The organism is Pseudonocardia nigra (genome assembly GCF_019396355.1).
Lineage (GTDB): Bacteria > Actinomycetota > Actinomycetes > Mycobacteriales > Pseudonocardiaceae > Pseudonocardia > Pseudonocardia nigra.
Genome location: NZ_JAHKRK010000016.1, coordinates 25,452 through 41,416 on the forward strand (window position 1 = coordinate 25,452; position 15,965 = coordinate 41,416).

Genomic DNA, 15,965 nt, shown 5'->3' on the forward strand with positions numbered 1-15,965 from the left:
GAACAACCCCCTTGGAGGCCCCTCGTGTCCCCGTCCGCATCCCGCCCCGCGTCCGCCCCCGTCCGGGTGCCGGCCGCGACGACCGCGGGCGCGGCCGTACGCGAGGCGGGCCTGCCGACCACGGGGCCGAGCGCCGTCGTGATCGTCCGGGACGCCGACGGCAGGCTTCGCGACCTCGCCTGGGCCCCGGAGGCCGACGCCGAGGTGGAGCCGGTCGCCGCCGACACCGAGGACGGCCGCAGCGTCATCCGGCACTCCGCGGCCCACGTGCTCGCCCAGGCCGTGCAGCAGCTGTACCCGGAGGCGAAGCTCGGCATCGGCCCGCCGATCACCGACGGCTTCTACTACGACTTCGACGTCGACACCCCCTTCACCCCGGACGACCTGCGCAAGCTCGAGTCGGCGATGAAGAAGATCATCAAGGCCGGCCAGCGCTTCTCCCGCCGCCGCTACGACTCGCTCGACGACGCCCGCAAGGAGCTCGCCGACGAGCCGTACAAGCTCGAGCTGATCGAGCTCAAGGGCGGCTCGGACGCCGCGGCGGACTCCGAGGTGATGGAGGTCGACGCCTCCGGTGAGCTCACCGCGTACGACAACGTGCACGCGCACACCGGCGAGGTCGTCTGGTCGGACCTGTGCCGCGGCCCGCACGTGCCCACCACCAAGTTCATCCCGGCGTTCGCGCTCATGCGTTCGGCTGCGGCGTACTGGCGCGGCAGCGAGAAGAACCCGCAGCTGCAGCGCATCTACGGCACCGCGTGGGAGAGCCAGGAGGCCCTCGACGCGCACCTGCACCGGCTGGCCGAGGCCGAGCGCCGCGACCACCGCAGGCTGGGCGCCGAGCTCGACCTGTTCTCGTTCCCCGACGAGATCGGCTCCGGCCTGCCGGTGTTCCACCCCAAGGGCGGGGTGATCCGCAAGGAGCTGGAGGACTACTCGCGGCGCCGGCACGAGGAGTCGGGCTACGAGTTCGTCAACACCCCGCACATCACCAAGGGGCACCTGTTCGAGATCTCCGGGCACCTGGGCTGGTACCAGGAGGGGATGTACCCGGGGATGCACCTCGACGAGGAGCTCAACCCCGACGGCAGCGTCCGCAAGCCGGGGCAGGACTACTACCTCAAGCCGATGAACTGCCCGATGCACAACCTGATCTTCAGGTCGCGCGGGCGGAGCTACCGCGAGCTGCCGCTGCGGCTGTTCGAGTTCGGCACGGTCTACCGGTACGAGAAGTCCGGTGTGGTGCACGGCCTCACCCGGGCCCGCGGGTTCACCCAGGACGACGCGCACATCTACTGCACCGTCGACCAGATGCAGGGCGAGATCCGCTCGCTGCTGCAGTTCGTGCTCGACCTGCTGCGCGACTACGGCCTCGACGACTTCTACCTGGAGCTGTCCACCCGGAACCCGGAGAAGTCGATCGGCACCGACGAGGACTGGGAGCGCGCCACCAACGAGCTGCGCGCGGCCGCCGAGGCGAGCGGGCTCGACCTGGTGCTCGACCCGGGCGGCGCGGCCTTCTACGCCCCGAAGATCAGCGTCCAGGCGAAGGACGCCATCGGGCGCAGCTGGCAGATGTCGACGATCCAGGTCGACCTGATGCTGCCGGACCGGTTCGACCTGGAGTACACCGCCGCCGACGGGTCCCGGCAGCGGCCGGTCATGATCCACCGCGCGCTGTTCGGGTCCATCGAGCGCTTCTTCGGCGTGCTCACCGAGCACTACGCCGGCGCGTTCCCGGCGTGGCTCGCGCCCGTGCAGGCGGTGGCGATCCCGGTCACCGACGACCAGGTCTCCTACGTGGAGGAGGTCGGCGCGTCCCTGCGCGAGCGCGGCATCCGCGTCGAGGTGGACGCCGGCGACGACCGGATGCAGAAGAAGATCCGCAACCACACGCTGCAGAAGGTGCCGTTCCTGCTGCTCGTGGGGGCGCGCGACGTCGAGGCGGGTGCGGTGAGCTTCCGGTTCCGCGACGGCACGCAGCGCAACGGGGTGCCGGTGGCCGAGGCCGTCGAGCAGCTCGTGGCGTGGGTCGGGAGCCGCAACAACGCGAGCCCGACGGCGGAGTCGTTCGGCGCGGCCGCGGACTGAGGTCCATCCGCTTCCCCGACCCGACCCGACCCGACCCGACGATCGATCAAGGCGCCGATGTCTCTCCTGCATCGGTACAGGGCGACATCAGTGCCTTGATCAGCGCAGTTCCGCCCCCGCCCCGGCCGGTCGGCCCACCCCTGCCCGGCGGGGTCGACGCCGGGCAGGTGGCCGCTCGGTCGGGCCGGGCGGCGGGGACGCTTAGGATCGGCTCCCATGACCGACCCCGCCGAGCCGGAGCTCGAGCCCCGCGACGGCGTGGGCACCCCGGACGGCTTCCGCAGGCTCTGGACCCCGCACCGGCTGGCCTACATCAAAGAGGCCGGGATGACGGGGTGTCCGTTCTGCCGGATCCCGGGCCTGTCCGACGACGAGGGGCTGGTGGTCGCCCGCGGCGAGAGCGTGTACGCGGTGCTCAACCTGCACCCCTACAACCCGGGCCACCTCATGGTGCTGCCGTACCGGCACGTCGCCGAGCTGGAGGACCTCACTCCCGCGAGGCGGGTGAGCTGATGCGCTTCACCCAGGACGCGGTACGGGCGATGAAGCGGGTGTCGGCGCCGCACGCGTTCAACGTCGGGCTGAACCTCGGCGCGGTCGCGGGCGGCTCGCTGGCCGAGCACCTGCACCAGCACGTCGTGCCGCGCTGGGGCGGTGACGCGAACTTCATCGCGGTGGTCGGGCAGACGAAGGTCATCCCGCAGCTGCTGTCGGAGACGAGGGCGCTGCTCGCCGCGGCGTGGCCCGGCGGCGAGTCGCCGGATCGGGGAGCCCACGTCCCGGACTAGGCTGGCAGGCAGGCGGTGCCAAGCTTGTCTGGTGGTTGAACGCCGTCGCGAAGCAGGCGGACGGCCACCAGTGGAGTGCCGACACCTGCCGGCCCCGGTCACAAGCAGGAGTCCATGCTCAACTCATCCGCCCGCGCGCACGTCAACCGCGTGACCGACCCGATCGGCCGCTGGCTCGTCGGGCGCGGTATCACGCCCGACGCGGTCACCGTGGCCGGCACGGTCGGTTCGGTCGCCGCCGCACTGTGGTTCCTGCCCCGCGGTGAGCTGGTCGCGGGCACGCTGGTGATCACGCTCTTCGTGCTGTTCGACCTGATCGACGGCGCGATGGCCCGCGCCCGCGGCCGCAGCACCGTGTTCGGCGCCGTGCTCGACTCCACCTGCGACCGGATCGCCGACGGCGCCCTGTTCGCCGCGCTCGCGTGGTGGTGCCTCGGCGTGGGCGACCAGCGCACGCTCGGGGTGGCCGCGCTGGTCTGCCTCGTCGCTGGCCAGCTCGTCAGCTACATCAAGGCCCGCGCCGAGGGCGCGGGGCTCTCGGCCGACGGCGGTCTGGTCGAGCGGGCCGAGCGGCTCATCATCGCGCTGGTCGGCACCGGGCTGCACGGGCTCGGCGTCCCGTACGCGCTGCACGTCGCCCTGTGGGTGCTCGCCGCCGCGTCGGTGTGGACGGTGGGACAGCGGATCGCGGCGGTCCACCGCAGCGCCCGCGCCCACGAGGCAGGCCGCGGCGCTCCCGATCCCGCCGACCCGGCGCCCAACCCATGATCGCACGCGCCGCCGGCCCGGCCGAGACGCTCGCCGGCCGCATCGTCGACGCCGAGTACGCGGCGGCGTGGGGCCTGGTGCGCGCTCTGCCCGCCGGGCTCGCCCACGGCGCGTTCCGCCTCGGTGCCGACCTCGCCACCCGCCGCGGCGGCGCGGGCGTGCGGCGGCTGCGGGCCAACCTCGCGCGGGTGGTCCCGGACGCGTCGCCCACCGCGCTCGACGCGCTGGTCCGCGAGGGCATGCGCAGCTACGCCCGGTACTGGTGCGAGGCGTTCCGGCTGCCCGGCATGGACCCGGCGGCCGTACACGGCCGGACGCGGATCACCGGTACGGAGCCGTTCTTCGAGGCGCTCGACGGCGGGCGCGGTGTGATCTTCGCGGTGCCGCACAGCGGCAACTGGGACACCGCGGGCGTCTGGGTCGTCGAGACGCTGCGCCGCCTCGGCCGCGAGCCGCGGTTCACCACCGTCACGCAGAAGCTGCAGCCGGAGTCGGTCTACCGGCGGTTCGTCGACTACCGGGAGTCGCTGGGGTTCGAGGTCGTCGCGGCCGAGGACGGCGCCGCCGCCTACCGCGCGCTGACGCGGCGGCTGCGCGCCGGCGGCGTGGTGTGCCTGGTGGCCGACCGCGACCTCACCGCACACGGCGTCGAGGTCTCCTTCCTCGGGGAGCCCGCCCGGTTCCCGGCGGGCCCGGCCCGGCTGGCGGCGCTCACCGGGGCGGTCCTCATGCCGGCGCACCTCGGGTTCACGCCGCACGGGTGGCGGGTGCACATCGCCGAGCCGGTGCCGGTGCCCGGCCGCGACGCGATCGGCAAGGCGACGCAGGCGATCGCCGACGCGTTCGGCGTGCTGATCGCCCGGGCCCCGCAGGACTGGCACGCCCTGCAGCCGATCTGGACCGCCGACCGGGAGGCGCCGTGAACGGCAGGCCCCCGCTCCGGATCGGCATCGTCTGCCCCTACTCGCTCGACGTGCCCGGCGGTGTGCAGGGGCACGTCGTCGGCCTGGCCAGGGCGCTGGAGCGGCTCGGGCACACCGTGAGCGTCCTCGCGCCCGCCGACGAGGACACGCCCGTGCCGGCGTTCGTCACCCCGGCGGGCCGCGCGCTGGGCGTGCCCTACAACGGGTCCGTGGCCCGGGTGTCGTTCGGCCCGGTCACCTACGCCCGGGCCCGCCGCTGGCTGGCCGAGCACAGCTTCGACGTGCTGCACCTGCACGAGCCCACGACGTTCAGCCTCTCGGTGCTCACGCTGCTCGCGGCCGAAGGGCCGATCGTGGCGACGTTCCACACCTCCACGGAGCGGTCCCGCGCCCTGAGTGCGTTCGGCGGGATGCTGCGGCCGCTGATGGAGAAGGTCACCGCCCGCATCGCGGTGTCGCCGCTGGCCCGCCGCGTGCAGGTCGAGCACCTGGGCGGGGACGCGGTGGAGATCCCCAACGGCGTGGACGTCGACGCGTTCGCGCACGGGCCGCTGCTGCCCGGGTACCCGCGCCCCGGCACGGTGGGGTTCCTCGGCCGCTTCGACGAGCCGCGCAAGGGCATGGCCGTGCTGCTCGACGCCGTGCGCGCCCTGGCCCCGTCGCGGCCGGACCTGCGGGTGCTGGTCGTCGGGCGCGGGGACGCCGCCGCGCTGCGCCGGGAGGCCGGGCCGGTGGCCGGCCGGCTCGACGTGCTCGGCCCGGTCGACGACGCCACGAAGGCGGCGGCGCTGCGGTCGGTGGAGGTGTTCTGCGCGCCGAACCTGCGGGGCGAGAGCTTCGGGATGGTGCTCACCGAGGCGATGGCCGCGGGCGCTCCCGTGCTCGCGAGCGACCTCGACGCGTTCCGGGCCGTGCTGGGCGACACGGTGCTGGGCGACACGGTGTCGGGCAGCGCTGCGGCGGGCGAGACCTTCCCCGCGGGCGACGCCGAGGCGCTCGCCGCCGGGTTGGCGAGACTGCTCGACGACCCCGCGCGACGTGCGGCCCTGTCGGCCGCGGGCCGGGTGCGCGCCGCCGACTTCGGCTGGCCCGCCGTGGCCGCGGCCGTCGAGCGGGTCTACCGGGCGGCCGTGGCCGCCGACCCGCGACGGGTGGTGGGCACCCGGTGACGACCTGGGCCTGGGTGCTCCTCGCCGTTGCGGTGGTCGTGGTCGTGTGGGTCACGCTGCTGTGCGCCGCGCGCGTCAGCCGCCTGGACCGCCTGCACGTGCGCACCGACGCCGCCCGCGCCGGGCTGGAGTCCGCGCTGGAGCGGCGGGCGGGAGCCGCGCTCGCGGTCGCGGCGGTGGTGGATCCGGCGGTGGTGGATCCAGCGGTCGTGGATGCGGCGGGAGCGATCGACCACGCCCGGCGGCTGGGGGAGGCCGTGACCCGCGTCCGGGCCGCCCGGGTGCTCGACGCCGACCGGGAGGCTTCGGAGAACGCGCTCGGCCGCGTGCTCGCGGCCGTCGACCGGTCCGCGCTGCCCGCGGCCGTGCTGGAGGAGCTCGTCGACGCCGAGCAACTGCTCATCCTGGCCCGCCGGGTGCACAACGACGCCGTCCGCGACACCCTCGGGCTGCGCTCGCGGCGCCTGGTGCGCTGGCTGCACCTCGCGGCCACCGCCCCGCTGCCGGCGTACTTCGAGATCGCCGACGCCGAGCCGGGTGTGACGACGACCGCCCCGGTCCATCGCCCCGAACGTCCGGTCGGACCCGCCCGCTGACGTAGGATCGGGTGTCCATACTTCGTAGAACCGAGAGGTACCGCCGTGTCGTCCGACCAGGCCAACCCGGAAGCCACCGGCCAGACGCTGGGCACCGCACGCGTCAAGCGCGGGATGGCGGAGATGCTCAAGGGCGGCGTGATCATGGATGTGGTCACCCCCGAGCAGGCCAAGATCGCCGAGGACGCCGGCGCCGTCGCCGTCATGGCGCTGGAGCGCGTGCCCGCCGACATCCGCGTCCAGGGCGGCGTGGCCCGGATGAGCGACCCGGACATGATCCAGGGCATCATCGACGCCGTCTCGATCCCGGTGATGGCCAAGGCCCGCATCGGGCACTTCGTCGAGGCCCAGGTGCTGCAGTCGCTCGGCGTCGACTACATCGACGAGTCCGAGGTGCTCACCCCCGCCGACGAGGCGCACCACATCGACAAGTTCGCGTTCACCGTGCCGTTCGTCTGCGGCGCCACCAACCTCGGGGAGGCGCTGCGCCGCATCTCCGAGGGTGCGGCGATGATCCGCTCGAAGGGCGAGGCCGGCACCGGCAACGTCGTCGAGGCCACGCGGCACATGCGCTCGATCCGCGGCGAGATCCGCCGGCTCGCCGGCCTCGACGAGGCCGAGCTCTACGTCGCCGCCAAGGAGCTGCGCGCCCCCGTGGAGCTCGTCAGCGAGGTCGCCCGGGCCGGGAAGCTGCCGGTCGTGCTGTTCACCGCCGGTGGCATCGCCACCCCGGCCGACGCGGCGATGATGATGCAGCTCGGCGCGGAGGGCGTGTTCGTGGGCTCGGGCATCTTCAAGTCCGGCGACCCGGCCCAGCGCGCCGAGGCGATCGTCAAGGCCACCACCTTCCACGACGACCCCGACGTCATCGCCAAGGTCTCCCGGGGCCTCGGCGAGGCGATGGTGGGCATCAACGTCGCCGAGCTGCCCGCCGAGCAGCGCTACGCCTCGCGGGGCTGGTGACCCGCTCGGGTCGTCGCACAACAGCATCACCGCTCGTCCGTCGCCGCCGTGTCCCGTGACCGGGACGCGGCGGCGACGTCGTTCTGTCGCCCTTCCCGGTCGGGATCGCCACCCGGTCCGGTGACTCGTCCGGCCGAGGTGATCACCTCCGCCTAGTGTCCGCCATGTCCGAGTTGTGACGTGAGGGGCAGGCGATGTCCGTGAGGCGATTGGTGGCTGTCGTGGGCGTCGTCGCGGCGACGATGGCGGCGGCCTCGATGGCCGCCGTCGCCGCGCCGGCACCGCCCGATGCGGACTGCACGTCCGTGGTGGCGCCCGTCGTCCCGGAACTTCCCGGCCGGGCCACGACGGATCCGGCCGAACGGGCGACGTCGGGTCGGGAGGCCGAGCCGGAACCGCCCGCCGACCCCCGACCCCTCGACCCCGGACCCTCCGATCCGCTCCCGGGCGAGCGGGTGTCCCCCGACCCGGTCCTCGGTGGTGAGCCGGACGACTGCGGCCCGGGCGGCGACCCCGAGGAGCGGTCCGACACCGCGGGGAACGCCGGCGGGCAGCAGGGAGAGCCGGGTGAGCCGGGCTCCGGTGGTGAGCCCGGGCAGCCGGGTGAACCGGGTGAGCCGGGCTCCGGTGGTGAGCCCGGGCAGCCGGGTGAACCGGGTGAGCCGGGCTCCGGCGGTGAGCCCGGGCAGCCGGGTGACCCGGGGGAGCCGGGCCCGTCGACCGGCCACGAGGAGAGCGCTGCCGCCCGGCACGGGTGGGGCGAGCCGAACCGCGTCGAGGAGTTCGACGGTCCGCTCGGCGAGCACTGGAACGTCTACGACGGCCCCGGGCACGCGGGCAACGGGCGCCGTACCCCGGACGCGGTGAGCATCGAGGACGGGATCATGACGATCACCGGGGACTCGGAGGGCAACACCGCGGGGATGGCCTGGAACCCGGGTCAGAAGTACGGGCGCTGGGAGGGCCGGGTCAGGGCCCCCGCGAGCGACGAGTCCTACAACGCGCTGCTGCTCCTGTGGCCCGACGCCGAGGACTTCCCGGTGGGCGGCGAGATCGACTTCATGGAGATGCTCGACCACACCCGGCAGGTGACGAACATCTTCCTGCACTACGGCAAGAACAACGACCAGGTCGTGGGCGAGGTGCAGATCGACGGCACCGAGTGGCACAACTGGGCCGTCGAGTGGACGCCCACCCACGTGGCCGCGTTCGTCGACGGGGAGGAGTGGTGGCGCACCACGGACACCTCGATCCTCCCGCCGCGTGCGATGCACCTGTGCATCCAGCTCGACTGGTTCCCCGGCAACGGCGACGGGGAGGTGCAGGAGTCCTACATGCACGTCGACTGGGTGAAGCAGTACCCGCTCGACGTCGAGGAGGCACTCGAGGACGCCGGTGAGGACCTGAGCGAGGCGGCGGAGGACGCGGTGGATGAGGCCAGGAGCCGGATCGTCGAAGGCGCCCCGGACCCGGTGCCGAGCCGTGGCGGCCTGGTCGACCGGGTGGTGCGCGCCCCCGGTTGGTGATGTCGATCGCGTACTCCTGTAATAGATAGTTTTGAACGAGACTATCTGTTATGGTCCTGCCATGGCGGACACGGAGTACGGACCCGGGGGCGGACCGCCGCCCCTGGCGCTCACCGACGAGGAGGTCGCGCGGCTGCTCGCACAGCAGTCGCAGGCGGTCCTGGCCACCCTCAAGCGGTCCGGGCTCCCGCATCTGATCAACGTGCTGCAGTCGTGGGACCCGGCCGCCAGGGTCGCGCGGATCTCGACCACCGAGGGTCGCGTCAAGGTCGGGCACCTGCGCCGCGACGCGCGGGCCGCGCTGCACGTGACGGCGCCGGACTTCCTGGCCTACGGCGTGGCCGAGGGCTCGGCGGAGCTGTCGGCGGTGAGCACCGAGCCCGGCGACGCCACCGGCCGTGAGCTGGCGGCGCTGCGCCCGCCGTTCCCCGACCCTTCGGAAGAGGCGACGTTCTTCCGGCAGATGGTGGCCGACCGCAGGCTCGTGATCCGCCTGCACGTCGACCGGCTCTACGCCCGCCTCGTCGCCTAGACGTACTCCATGATCAGCACCGCGGTCGAGCCCGGCTCGAAGGCCTCGTAGGTGTGCGGCCGGTCGGCGGGGAAACGGGCGTAGTCGCCCGGGCCGAGGTCCACCTCGGCACCCACCGGCCCGGTTCGCCACCGGCCCGCGGTGACGAGCAGGTGCTCGGTGGTGCCGCGGATGTGCGCGTGTGCCTCGCGGGGCGGGCCGGGCTCGGCGGTGATGAGGTGCAGGTCGCGGCGCGCGCCCGGGGGACACGCGGCGAGCACCGTGCCCGTGAACGGGGCGTGCTCGGAGCGGATCGCCACGCCCTCGCCTGCGCGCAGCACCTGCACCGGGGGGCCGGGCGGGTCGACGAGCCGGCTGAACGGGACGTCGAGCGCCACGGCGAGCGCCCACAGCGTCTCCACGCTCGGGTTGCCGGCTCCGGCCTCGAGCTGTGAGAGCGTGGACTTCGCGATCCCGGCCCGCCGGGCGAGCTCGGCGAGCGAGATGCCGTGCCGTTCCCGCTCACGGCGCAGCACCGCCGCGATCGACTCCACGAGTTCCGTTCGTTCCATCGGTCACCTCGTTCGGCTTGACGAACGCACCGCGGGTCGTCCATTCTGGCGGACGTGCGTTCGCTTCTCCGAACGATAGACCGGGGTGACCTCCGGGACGCCGTGGCCATCGCCGCGGCCGTCGGCGTGGTCGGGGCGTCCTTCGGTGCCCTGGGGAGCGCGGCGGGGCTCGCGCTGCCGCTCATCGTCGGGCTCTCGGTGCTCGTGCTCGCGGGTGCCTCGCAGTTCCTCGTGGTGGCGGTGGTGGCCGCGGGCGGGGGACCGGTCGCCGCCGTGGTCGGCGGACTGCTGATCAACGCCCGGCACCTGCCCTACGGGCTCGCGATGGGTGACACGGTGGGCGACCGCCTGCCTGCGCGGCTGCTCGGCGCGCACCTCCTGATCGACGAGGTGGTCGCGTTCTCCCGCGCCCGGGGGACCGGACGGCGCGCCCGCACTGCCTACTGGTTGTGCGGGGCGTTGCTGTTCACGTTCTGGAACATCGGCACCGTGGTGGGCGCCCTCGCGGGTGCCGCGGTGCCGGACCCGGACACCTTCGGCGTCGATGCGGCGTTCCCGGCGGGCTTGCTGGCGCTGCTGGTCCCGGCGCTGCGCCGCGCCGACGCGCGCCGGGTGGGGCTCGCCGCGGCAGCCGTCGCCCTGCTCGCCACGCCGGTGCTGCCCGCCGGGCTGCCGGTGCTGGCCGGGATGCTCGGCCTGCTGGCCGCCGGCACCCAGCGCAGCGCGCCGGAGGCGGCACCGTGCGCAGATCGGGGGTCGCGGTGAACTGGCCCGCGGTACTCGCCCTCGCCGCGGGCACGTACCTGCTGCGGCTCACGGGCCTGGTGCTGCGCAACCGGGTGCGGATCCCGGCGCGGGTCGAGCGCTACCTCGACCTCGGCGCCACCGCGCTGCTGGTCGCGCTGGTGGCGACCGCGGCGCTGACCGACGGGGACGGCTTCGCGGGCTGGGCGCGGCCCGCGGGCGTGGCGGTCGGCGCGCTGGCCGCGTGGCGCCGTGTCCCGTTCGTGCTGGTGGTGGTGCTGGCCGCGGCGACGACGGCGGCGTTGCGGTACCTCGGCGTGCCCTGAGCGGATCGGCCCGCGGGAGCCACGACCGGATTGCAGCAAAGCCACTTTCATGCAAGCTCCTTGCGTGAAAGTGGCTTTGCTGCAACGGGCGGGTCCACCGACCGGCCGACCCGCCGGAACGCGGCATGGGAGGCTCGGGGCGTGCGCTGTCTGGTGATCGGGGCGACCGGCTACGTCGGGTCCCGGCTGGTGCCCCGGCTGCTGGCCGGGGGCTACGAGGTCCGGTGCCTGGTCCGGGATCCCGCCAAGGCGGCCCGGCAGGAGTGGGCGGACGCGGTCGAGGTCGTGCCCGGTGACGTGGCGCGGGGCGCCGCCGACGCGTGCCGCGGGATGGACGCGGTGTTCTACCTCGTGCACTCGATGGACGGCCCGGCATTCGCGGCGCGCGACCCGGCCGCGGCGGGGACGGTCGCCGAGGCTGCGCGGGCCGCGGGCGTTCGCCGGGTCGTCTACCTCGGCGGTCTCCAGCCGGTGGGGCCGGAGAGCTCGGAGCACCTGGCGTCGCGCCGGGAGGTCGGCGAGGTCCTGCTGACCTCCGGGGTGCCCACGGCGGTGCTGCAGGCCGGGATCGTGGTCGGGGCGGGCTCGGCGAGCTTCGCGATGATCCGCAGGCTCGCGACGTCGGCGCCGGTGCTGGTGCTGCCGGACCGGGCGTGGAACGTCGTGCAGCCGATCGGCATCGACGACGTGCTGCACCACCTCGTGGCCTGCCTGGACCTGCCGCCGGAGGTCGCCGGGACCTTCGACGTGGGCGGTCCCGAGGTCCTCACCTACGCCGACCTGGTCGCCGGGTGCGCGGTGGCCGCCGGGCTGCCGCGGCCGGTCACCGTGCCCGTCCCCGGTGCGGCACCGCGCCTCACCGCTCGCCTCGTCGGCGCGCTGACCTCGGTGGACCGGCACCTGGCCGGACCGCTGCTGGAGTCGATGGCCCACGACCTGGTGTGCCGCAACCCGCCGCCCGCGGGCCCGCCGCCGGGTGGGCCCACGCCGTACCCGGAGGCGGTGCGCCGGGCGCTCGCCGGCGGTGCCCCCGAGGAGCTGGTGAGCGAGCACGTCGAGGACGTCGCCGCGCCCCCGGGCGCGGTGTGGGAGGTGATCAGTGGGCTCGGCGGCGACACCGGCTGGTACACGGTGCCCGGCGTGTGGGCGCTGCGGGGTGCGCTCGACGCCCTGCTCGGCGGCGTCGGCGCCCGGCGGACCCGACCGGAGCGGCTCGTCCCGGGCGCCGCGCTCGACTGGTGGCGGATCGAGGACGTCGAGCCGGGCCGGGTGCTGCGGCTGCGGGCGGAGATGCGGCTGCCGGGGGTGGCGCGGCTGGAGCTGCGCGCCGAGTCCACGGCCGACGGCGGCAGCCGCTACGTGCAGCGGGTGACGTTCCGCCCGCACGGCGCGGCGGGCCGGGCGTACTGGTAGCGCAGCTCCCGGTGCACGCGTTCGTCTTCGCGGTGATGGCCCGCACCGTCGCCGGGGTGGCCGCCCGCGGGTGAGCCCGCCGCCGACCCGGGCGGCTCAGGCCGGGGTGACCAGGCGCCGTGCGGCGGGGAGCGCCAGCGCGGCGGCCACGACCCCGGTGACGACCGCGAGCTCGGCCAGCGGCACGGCGAACCCGTCGGCGCCCCCGGCCACCGACAACAGCAGCGGGACGCCGAAGCCGAGGTAGGCGCAGGCGTAGAAGGTGCCGGTCAGCGCGCCGCGGGCGGTGGGCGAGGCGAGCTGCGCCACCATCGTCAGCCCGGCGGCCAGGCACAGCCCGTAGGCGACGCCGAGCAGCAGCGCCACCGGCACGAGCAGCGGCCACGCGTCGAGCCCCACCCCGAACAGGCTGAGCCCGAACCCGGCCGCGCCGAGCCCGAGCCCGGCCGGGCCGGCGCGCACGGCGCCGAGCCTGCGGCCGAGCGGCTGGGCGAACACGCCGGTCAGCAGCGTGACGCCGGCCATCAGCCCGGTGACGGCCACGGCGATCTGCGGCATCGACGGGGTGAGCAGCAGCGGCAGCACCGTCACCGCGGTGGACGGGAAGGTGAACACGCCGACGGCGACCGGCAGCACCACCAGCGCGAACGGCAGCCGCGCCCCGGCAGGCACCCCGAGGTTGATCACGGGCCCGGCCCGGCGGTCCCGGGCGGTCAGCGTCTCCGGGACGCCCACCAGCAGCGCGAGCCCGACGAGCATCAGCGCCACGTGCACCAGGTACGGCAGCACGGTGGGGGCGGGCGCCCATTGCGCGAGCAGCCCGGACACCAGCGGCCCGATCGCCCAGCCGCCGCCGAGCGCGGCGGTGGTGAGCCGCGCGGCCCGGCCCGGCTCGCCGACGAGCTCCCCGAGCCAGGCGGTGCCCACGCTGAACACGACCCCCGACACGGCGCCCTGGAGGAACCGGCACAGGAACAACAGCGCCACCGACGAGCCCGCGCCGAGGAACAGCAGCGACGTCACCACCGACAGCAGCACGAACGGGACGACGACCGGGCGCCGTCCGAACCGGTCCGACGCCGACCCGGCCAGCAGCAGCGCGGGCACGAGCCCGGCGGCGTAGACGGCGAACGCCCCGGTGAGCCCGGTGGCCGACAGGTCGAGGGTGTCGCGGTAGACGAACAGCAGTGGGGTGGGCACGTTGGTGCCGAACGCGACGACGAACACGGCGGTCCACAGGCCGGGTACCGGGGACCGTCGCACCCGTGCACGCTACCCCTCGCCGGTCCGTCCGGGCGCCGGTTCGTAGCGGGCGAACCGGCGGGTGAACGTCGCCGCGCCACCCGTCATCGCCCGCACGTCCACCGCGTAGCGCACCAGCTCCGTGCACGGCACCTCGGCTCGTACCAGCGACCGCCCCGGACCGGCGACGTCGGTGCCGAGCACACGTCCGCGGCGGCCGGACAGGTCGCCGAGCACGGTGCCGAGGTGCTCGTCGGGGATCCGCACGGTCACCTCGTCGAGCGGTTCGAGCAGGACCGTGCCGCACGCAGCGGCGGCCTCCCGCAGCGCCAGCGCCCCCGCGGTCTGGAAGGCGGCGTCGGAGGAGTCGACGCTGTGGGCCTTGCCGTCGACGAGCGTGGCGCGCAGGTCGACCACGGGGTGGTGGGCGTCGGTGAGGCCGCGCTCCATCTGTGCGCGGATGCCCTTCTCGACGCTCGGCACGTACTGGGTGGGCACCGCCCCGCCGACGACCTTCGAGACGAACTCGAAGCCCGCCCCGCGCGGCAGCGGCTCGAACTCGACGTGGCACACCGCGTACTGGCCGTGGCCGCCGGACTGCTTGACGTGCCGGCCGGTCACCCGGGCCGGTTTGGCGATCGTCTCGCGCATCGGCACCCGCACCGGTTCGGTGTCGACCTCGGCGCCGCCCGCGCGCAGCCGCGACAGCACGACGTCGGCGTGTGCCTCGCCCATGCACCACAGCACCGTCTGGTGGGTCTCCGGGCTGCGTTCCAGGCGCAGCGCCGGGTCCGCGGAGACGATCTTGGCCAGGGTCCGGCCGAGCGCGTCCTCGTCCGCCCGGCTGTGCGCGACCACCGCCAGCGGGAGCAGCGGGTCCGGCAGGTCCCAGCACGACAGCAGGAGCGGGTGGTCGGCGGCCGACACCGTGTCGCCGGTCTCGGCCGAACCGATCTTGGTGAGCGCGCAGATGTCGCCCGCGATGCAGGCCTCGACCTCCTGCAGCGTGGCGCCGAGCGGGGAGTAGACGTGCGCGAGGCGCTCGTCGACGTCGTGACCGTCCTCGGGTTCCGTGGTGCGCTGCTCGGGGATGGCGGCGTCGTGCCCCCCGAGCGGGTGCTCACCGAGGTGGTGGCCGCTGACGTGGACGGTCGTGTCCGGGCGCAGCGTGCCGGAGAACACCCGCACCAGCGCGACCCGCCCGACGTAGGCGTCGGCCGAGGTGCGCACGACCTCCGCGGCGAGCGGCCCGTCGGGGTCGGCCTGCAGGGGCGGGTGGGCGGTGCCGTCGACGCCGGACACGCCCGGCAGCGGGTGCTCCAGCGGCGACGGGAACCCGCCGACGAGCACCTCGAGCAGCGCGTCGAGGCCGAGGCCCGCGCCGGCGCAGACCGGGATCACCGGGTGGAAGGTGCCGCGCGCGACCGCGGTCTCCAGGTCGTCGATGAGCGTGGCCAGGTCGATGTCCTCGCCGCCGAGGTAGCGCTCCATGAGCGTCTCGTCCTCGGACTGCTCGATGATGCCCTCGATCAGCTCGCCGCGGGCGTCCTCGGCGCCCGGCGGCGCCTGCCCGGCCGGGGTCTGCGAGAGCAGCGCGTACAGGTCGCCGACCCGGTCGCCGTCACGGATCGGCAGGTAGAGCGGGGCCACACCACCGCCGAAGGCGTCCTGGCAGGCCGCGATCGTGGCGTCGAGGTCGGCGCGGGCGTGGTCGCAGCGGGCCACGACCACGGCGCGGGGCATGCCGACCGCGGCGCACTCCTCCCACTGCGCGACCGTCGTGGGGTCGATCGCGCCCTCGCGGCCCTCGTGGGCCGGGACGACGAAGAGCGCGGCGTCGGCGGCGCGCAGCCCGGCGCGCAGTTCGCCGACGAAGTCCCCGTAGCCCGGTGTGTCGATCAGGTTGATCTTGATGCCGTCGTGCACCACCGGCGCGACCGACAGCGCCACCGAACGCTGCTGGCGGACCGCGGCCGGGTCGTGGTCGCACACGGTGGTGCCGTCGAGCACCGTGCCGACCCGGGGGATCGCGCCCGTGTGTGCGAGCAGCGCCTCCACGAGCGTGGTCTTCCCCGCCCCGGAAGGCCCGACGAGCACGACGTTGCGCACCTTCGCCGGGTCGCCGACGGCCGGTGTCCGGCCCCCCGCGCGCTGCCCACTGTCGGCTCTGCCGGCCACTGCTGCTCTGACGGCCACTGGGGACCACCTCCGCGACACTGCGCTCGTCGGTGAGACTCGTGATGCGTGTGCGCCATCTCACACCCGCTCCCGGCAGGTCACAACCCCTGCGGCTCGTCGGAGTGGTGTCCGGCCGGCCCCGGCGCAGCACGCGT

The 15,965-nt window shown here is 74.7% G+C and carries 14 protein-coding genes and 1 pseudogene; 12 read left to right on the forward strand and 3 right to left on the reverse strand.

Features of this window, described 5'->3' with window-relative positions:
* Nucleotides 1-24: 24 nt before the first annotated feature.
* The 9 genes and pseudogenes from thrS to KME75_RS06695 all read left to right on the forward strand — a co-directional run bounded on the left by thrS (nt 25) and on the right by KME75_RS06695 (nt 9,356).
* Nucleotides 25-2,091 (forward strand): threonine--tRNA ligase, encoded by a 2,067-nt coding sequence (gene thrS / locus KME75_RS06655; protein ID WP_219413646.1) that lies wholly within the window; start codon nt 25-27, stop codon nt 2,089-2,091.
* Nucleotides 2,092-2,307: 216 nt separating this feature from the next.
* A pseudogene (locus KME75_RS06660) lies at nt 2,308-2,879 on the forward strand (HIT family protein).
* Between the two features lie 114 nt (nt 2,880-2,993).
* Entirely contained in the window at nt 2,994-3,647 is a 654-nt protein-coding gene (pgsA, locus tag KME75_RS06665; RefSeq protein ID WP_219413647.1) for a phosphatidylinositol phosphate synthase, read from the forward strand.
* The gene (locus tag KME75_RS06670) at nt 3,644-4,570 is read left to right on the forward strand and encodes a phosphatidylinositol mannoside acyltransferase (protein WP_219413648.1); all 927 of its coding nucleotides are present in this window, start codon (nt 3,644-3,646) and stop codon (nt 4,568-4,570) included. The genes pgsA and KME75_RS06670 overlap by 4 nt, the downstream gene beginning before the upstream one ends.
* Nucleotides 4,567-5,739: a glycosyltransferase family 4 protein gene (locus tag KME75_RS06675; RefSeq protein ID WP_219413649.1), complete on the forward strand. Its 1,173-nt coding sequence runs from the start codon at nt 4,567-4,569 to the stop codon at nt 5,737-5,739. Before KME75_RS06670 ends, KME75_RS06675 begins: the two co-directional genes overlap by 4 nt.
* Complete coding sequence (locus KME75_RS06680; RefSeq protein WP_219413650.1) at nt 5,736-6,335, forward strand: NUDIX hydrolase; 600 nt, start codon at nt 5,736-5,738, stop codon at nt 6,333-6,335. The genes KME75_RS06675 and KME75_RS06680 overlap by 4 nt, the downstream gene beginning before the upstream one ends.
* A 114-nt stretch (nt 6,336-6,449) precedes the next feature.
* Nucleotides 6,450-7,298, forward strand: coding sequence for a pyridoxal 5'-phosphate synthase lyase subunit PdxS (pdxS, locus tag KME75_RS06685; protein ID WP_246631612.1), 849 nt, complete (start codon nt 6,450-6,452; stop codon nt 7,296-7,298).
* A gap of 194 nt (nt 7,299-7,492) precedes the next feature.
* A complete protein-coding gene (locus KME75_RS06690) occupies nt 7,493-8,824 on the forward strand; it encodes a glycoside hydrolase family 16 protein (protein WP_219413652.1) in 1,332 nt (443 codons plus the stop codon).
* A 61-nt stretch (nt 8,825-8,885) separates the two neighbouring features.
* On the forward strand, nt 8,886-9,356 hold the full coding sequence (locus tag KME75_RS06695; RefSeq protein WP_219413653.1) for a TIGR03618 family F420-dependent PPOX class oxidoreductase: 471 nt from the start codon (nt 8,886-8,888) through the stop codon (nt 9,354-9,356).
* On the opposite strand, the gene KME75_RS06700 is transcribed toward KME75_RS06695, so the two are convergent.
* Entirely contained in the window at nt 9,353-9,907 is a 555-nt protein-coding gene (locus KME75_RS06700) for a helix-turn-helix domain-containing protein (RefSeq protein ID WP_219413654.1), read from the reverse strand. The two genes, KME75_RS06695 and KME75_RS06700, sit on opposite strands and share 4 nt — an antisense overlap.
* Nucleotides 9,908-10,009: 102 nt before the next feature.
* Here KME75_RS06700 and KME75_RS06705 point away from each other — a divergent pair, with 102 nt between their 5' ends.
* The 3 genes from KME75_RS06705 to KME75_RS06715 all read left to right on the forward strand — a co-directional run bounded on the left by KME75_RS06705 (nt 10,010) and on the right by KME75_RS06715 (nt 12,390).
* Nucleotides 10,010-10,672 carry an AzlC family ABC transporter permease gene (locus KME75_RS06705; protein ID WP_308282612.1) on the forward strand — a complete coding sequence of 221 codons (663 nt, stop codon included), beginning with the start codon at nt 10,010-10,012 and terminating at the stop codon, nt 10,670-10,672.
* Nucleotides 10,648-10,977, forward strand: coding sequence for an AzlD domain-containing protein (locus tag KME75_RS06710; RefSeq protein WP_308282613.1), 330 nt, complete (start codon nt 10,648-10,650; stop codon nt 10,975-10,977). The genes KME75_RS06705 and KME75_RS06710 overlap by 25 nt, the downstream gene beginning before the upstream one ends.
* 141 nt (nt 10,978-11,118) lie before the next feature.
* Nucleotides 11,119-12,390 (forward strand): DUF2867 domain-containing protein, encoded by a 1,272-nt coding sequence (locus tag KME75_RS06715; RefSeq protein ID WP_308282614.1) that lies wholly within the window; start codon nt 11,119-11,121, stop codon nt 12,388-12,390.
* A 96-nt stretch (nt 12,391-12,486) separates the two neighbouring features.
* Here the strand turns inward: KME75_RS06715 and KME75_RS06720 are convergent, their stop codons facing one another.
* Together KME75_RS06720 and KME75_RS06725 are read right to left on the reverse strand one after the other, a co-directional pair.
* On the reverse strand, nt 12,487-13,653 hold the full coding sequence (locus KME75_RS06720; RefSeq protein WP_219413656.1) for an MFS transporter: 1,167 nt from the start codon (nt 13,651-13,653) through the stop codon (nt 12,487-12,489).
* A 9-nt stretch (nt 13,654-13,662) separates the two neighbouring features.
* Nucleotides 13,663-15,828: an elongation factor G-like protein EF-G2 gene (locus KME75_RS06725; RefSeq protein WP_372452570.1), complete on the reverse strand. Its 2,166-nt coding sequence runs from the start codon at nt 15,826-15,828 to the stop codon at nt 13,663-13,665.
* Between the last annotated feature and the right edge of the window lie 137 nt (nt 15,829-15,965).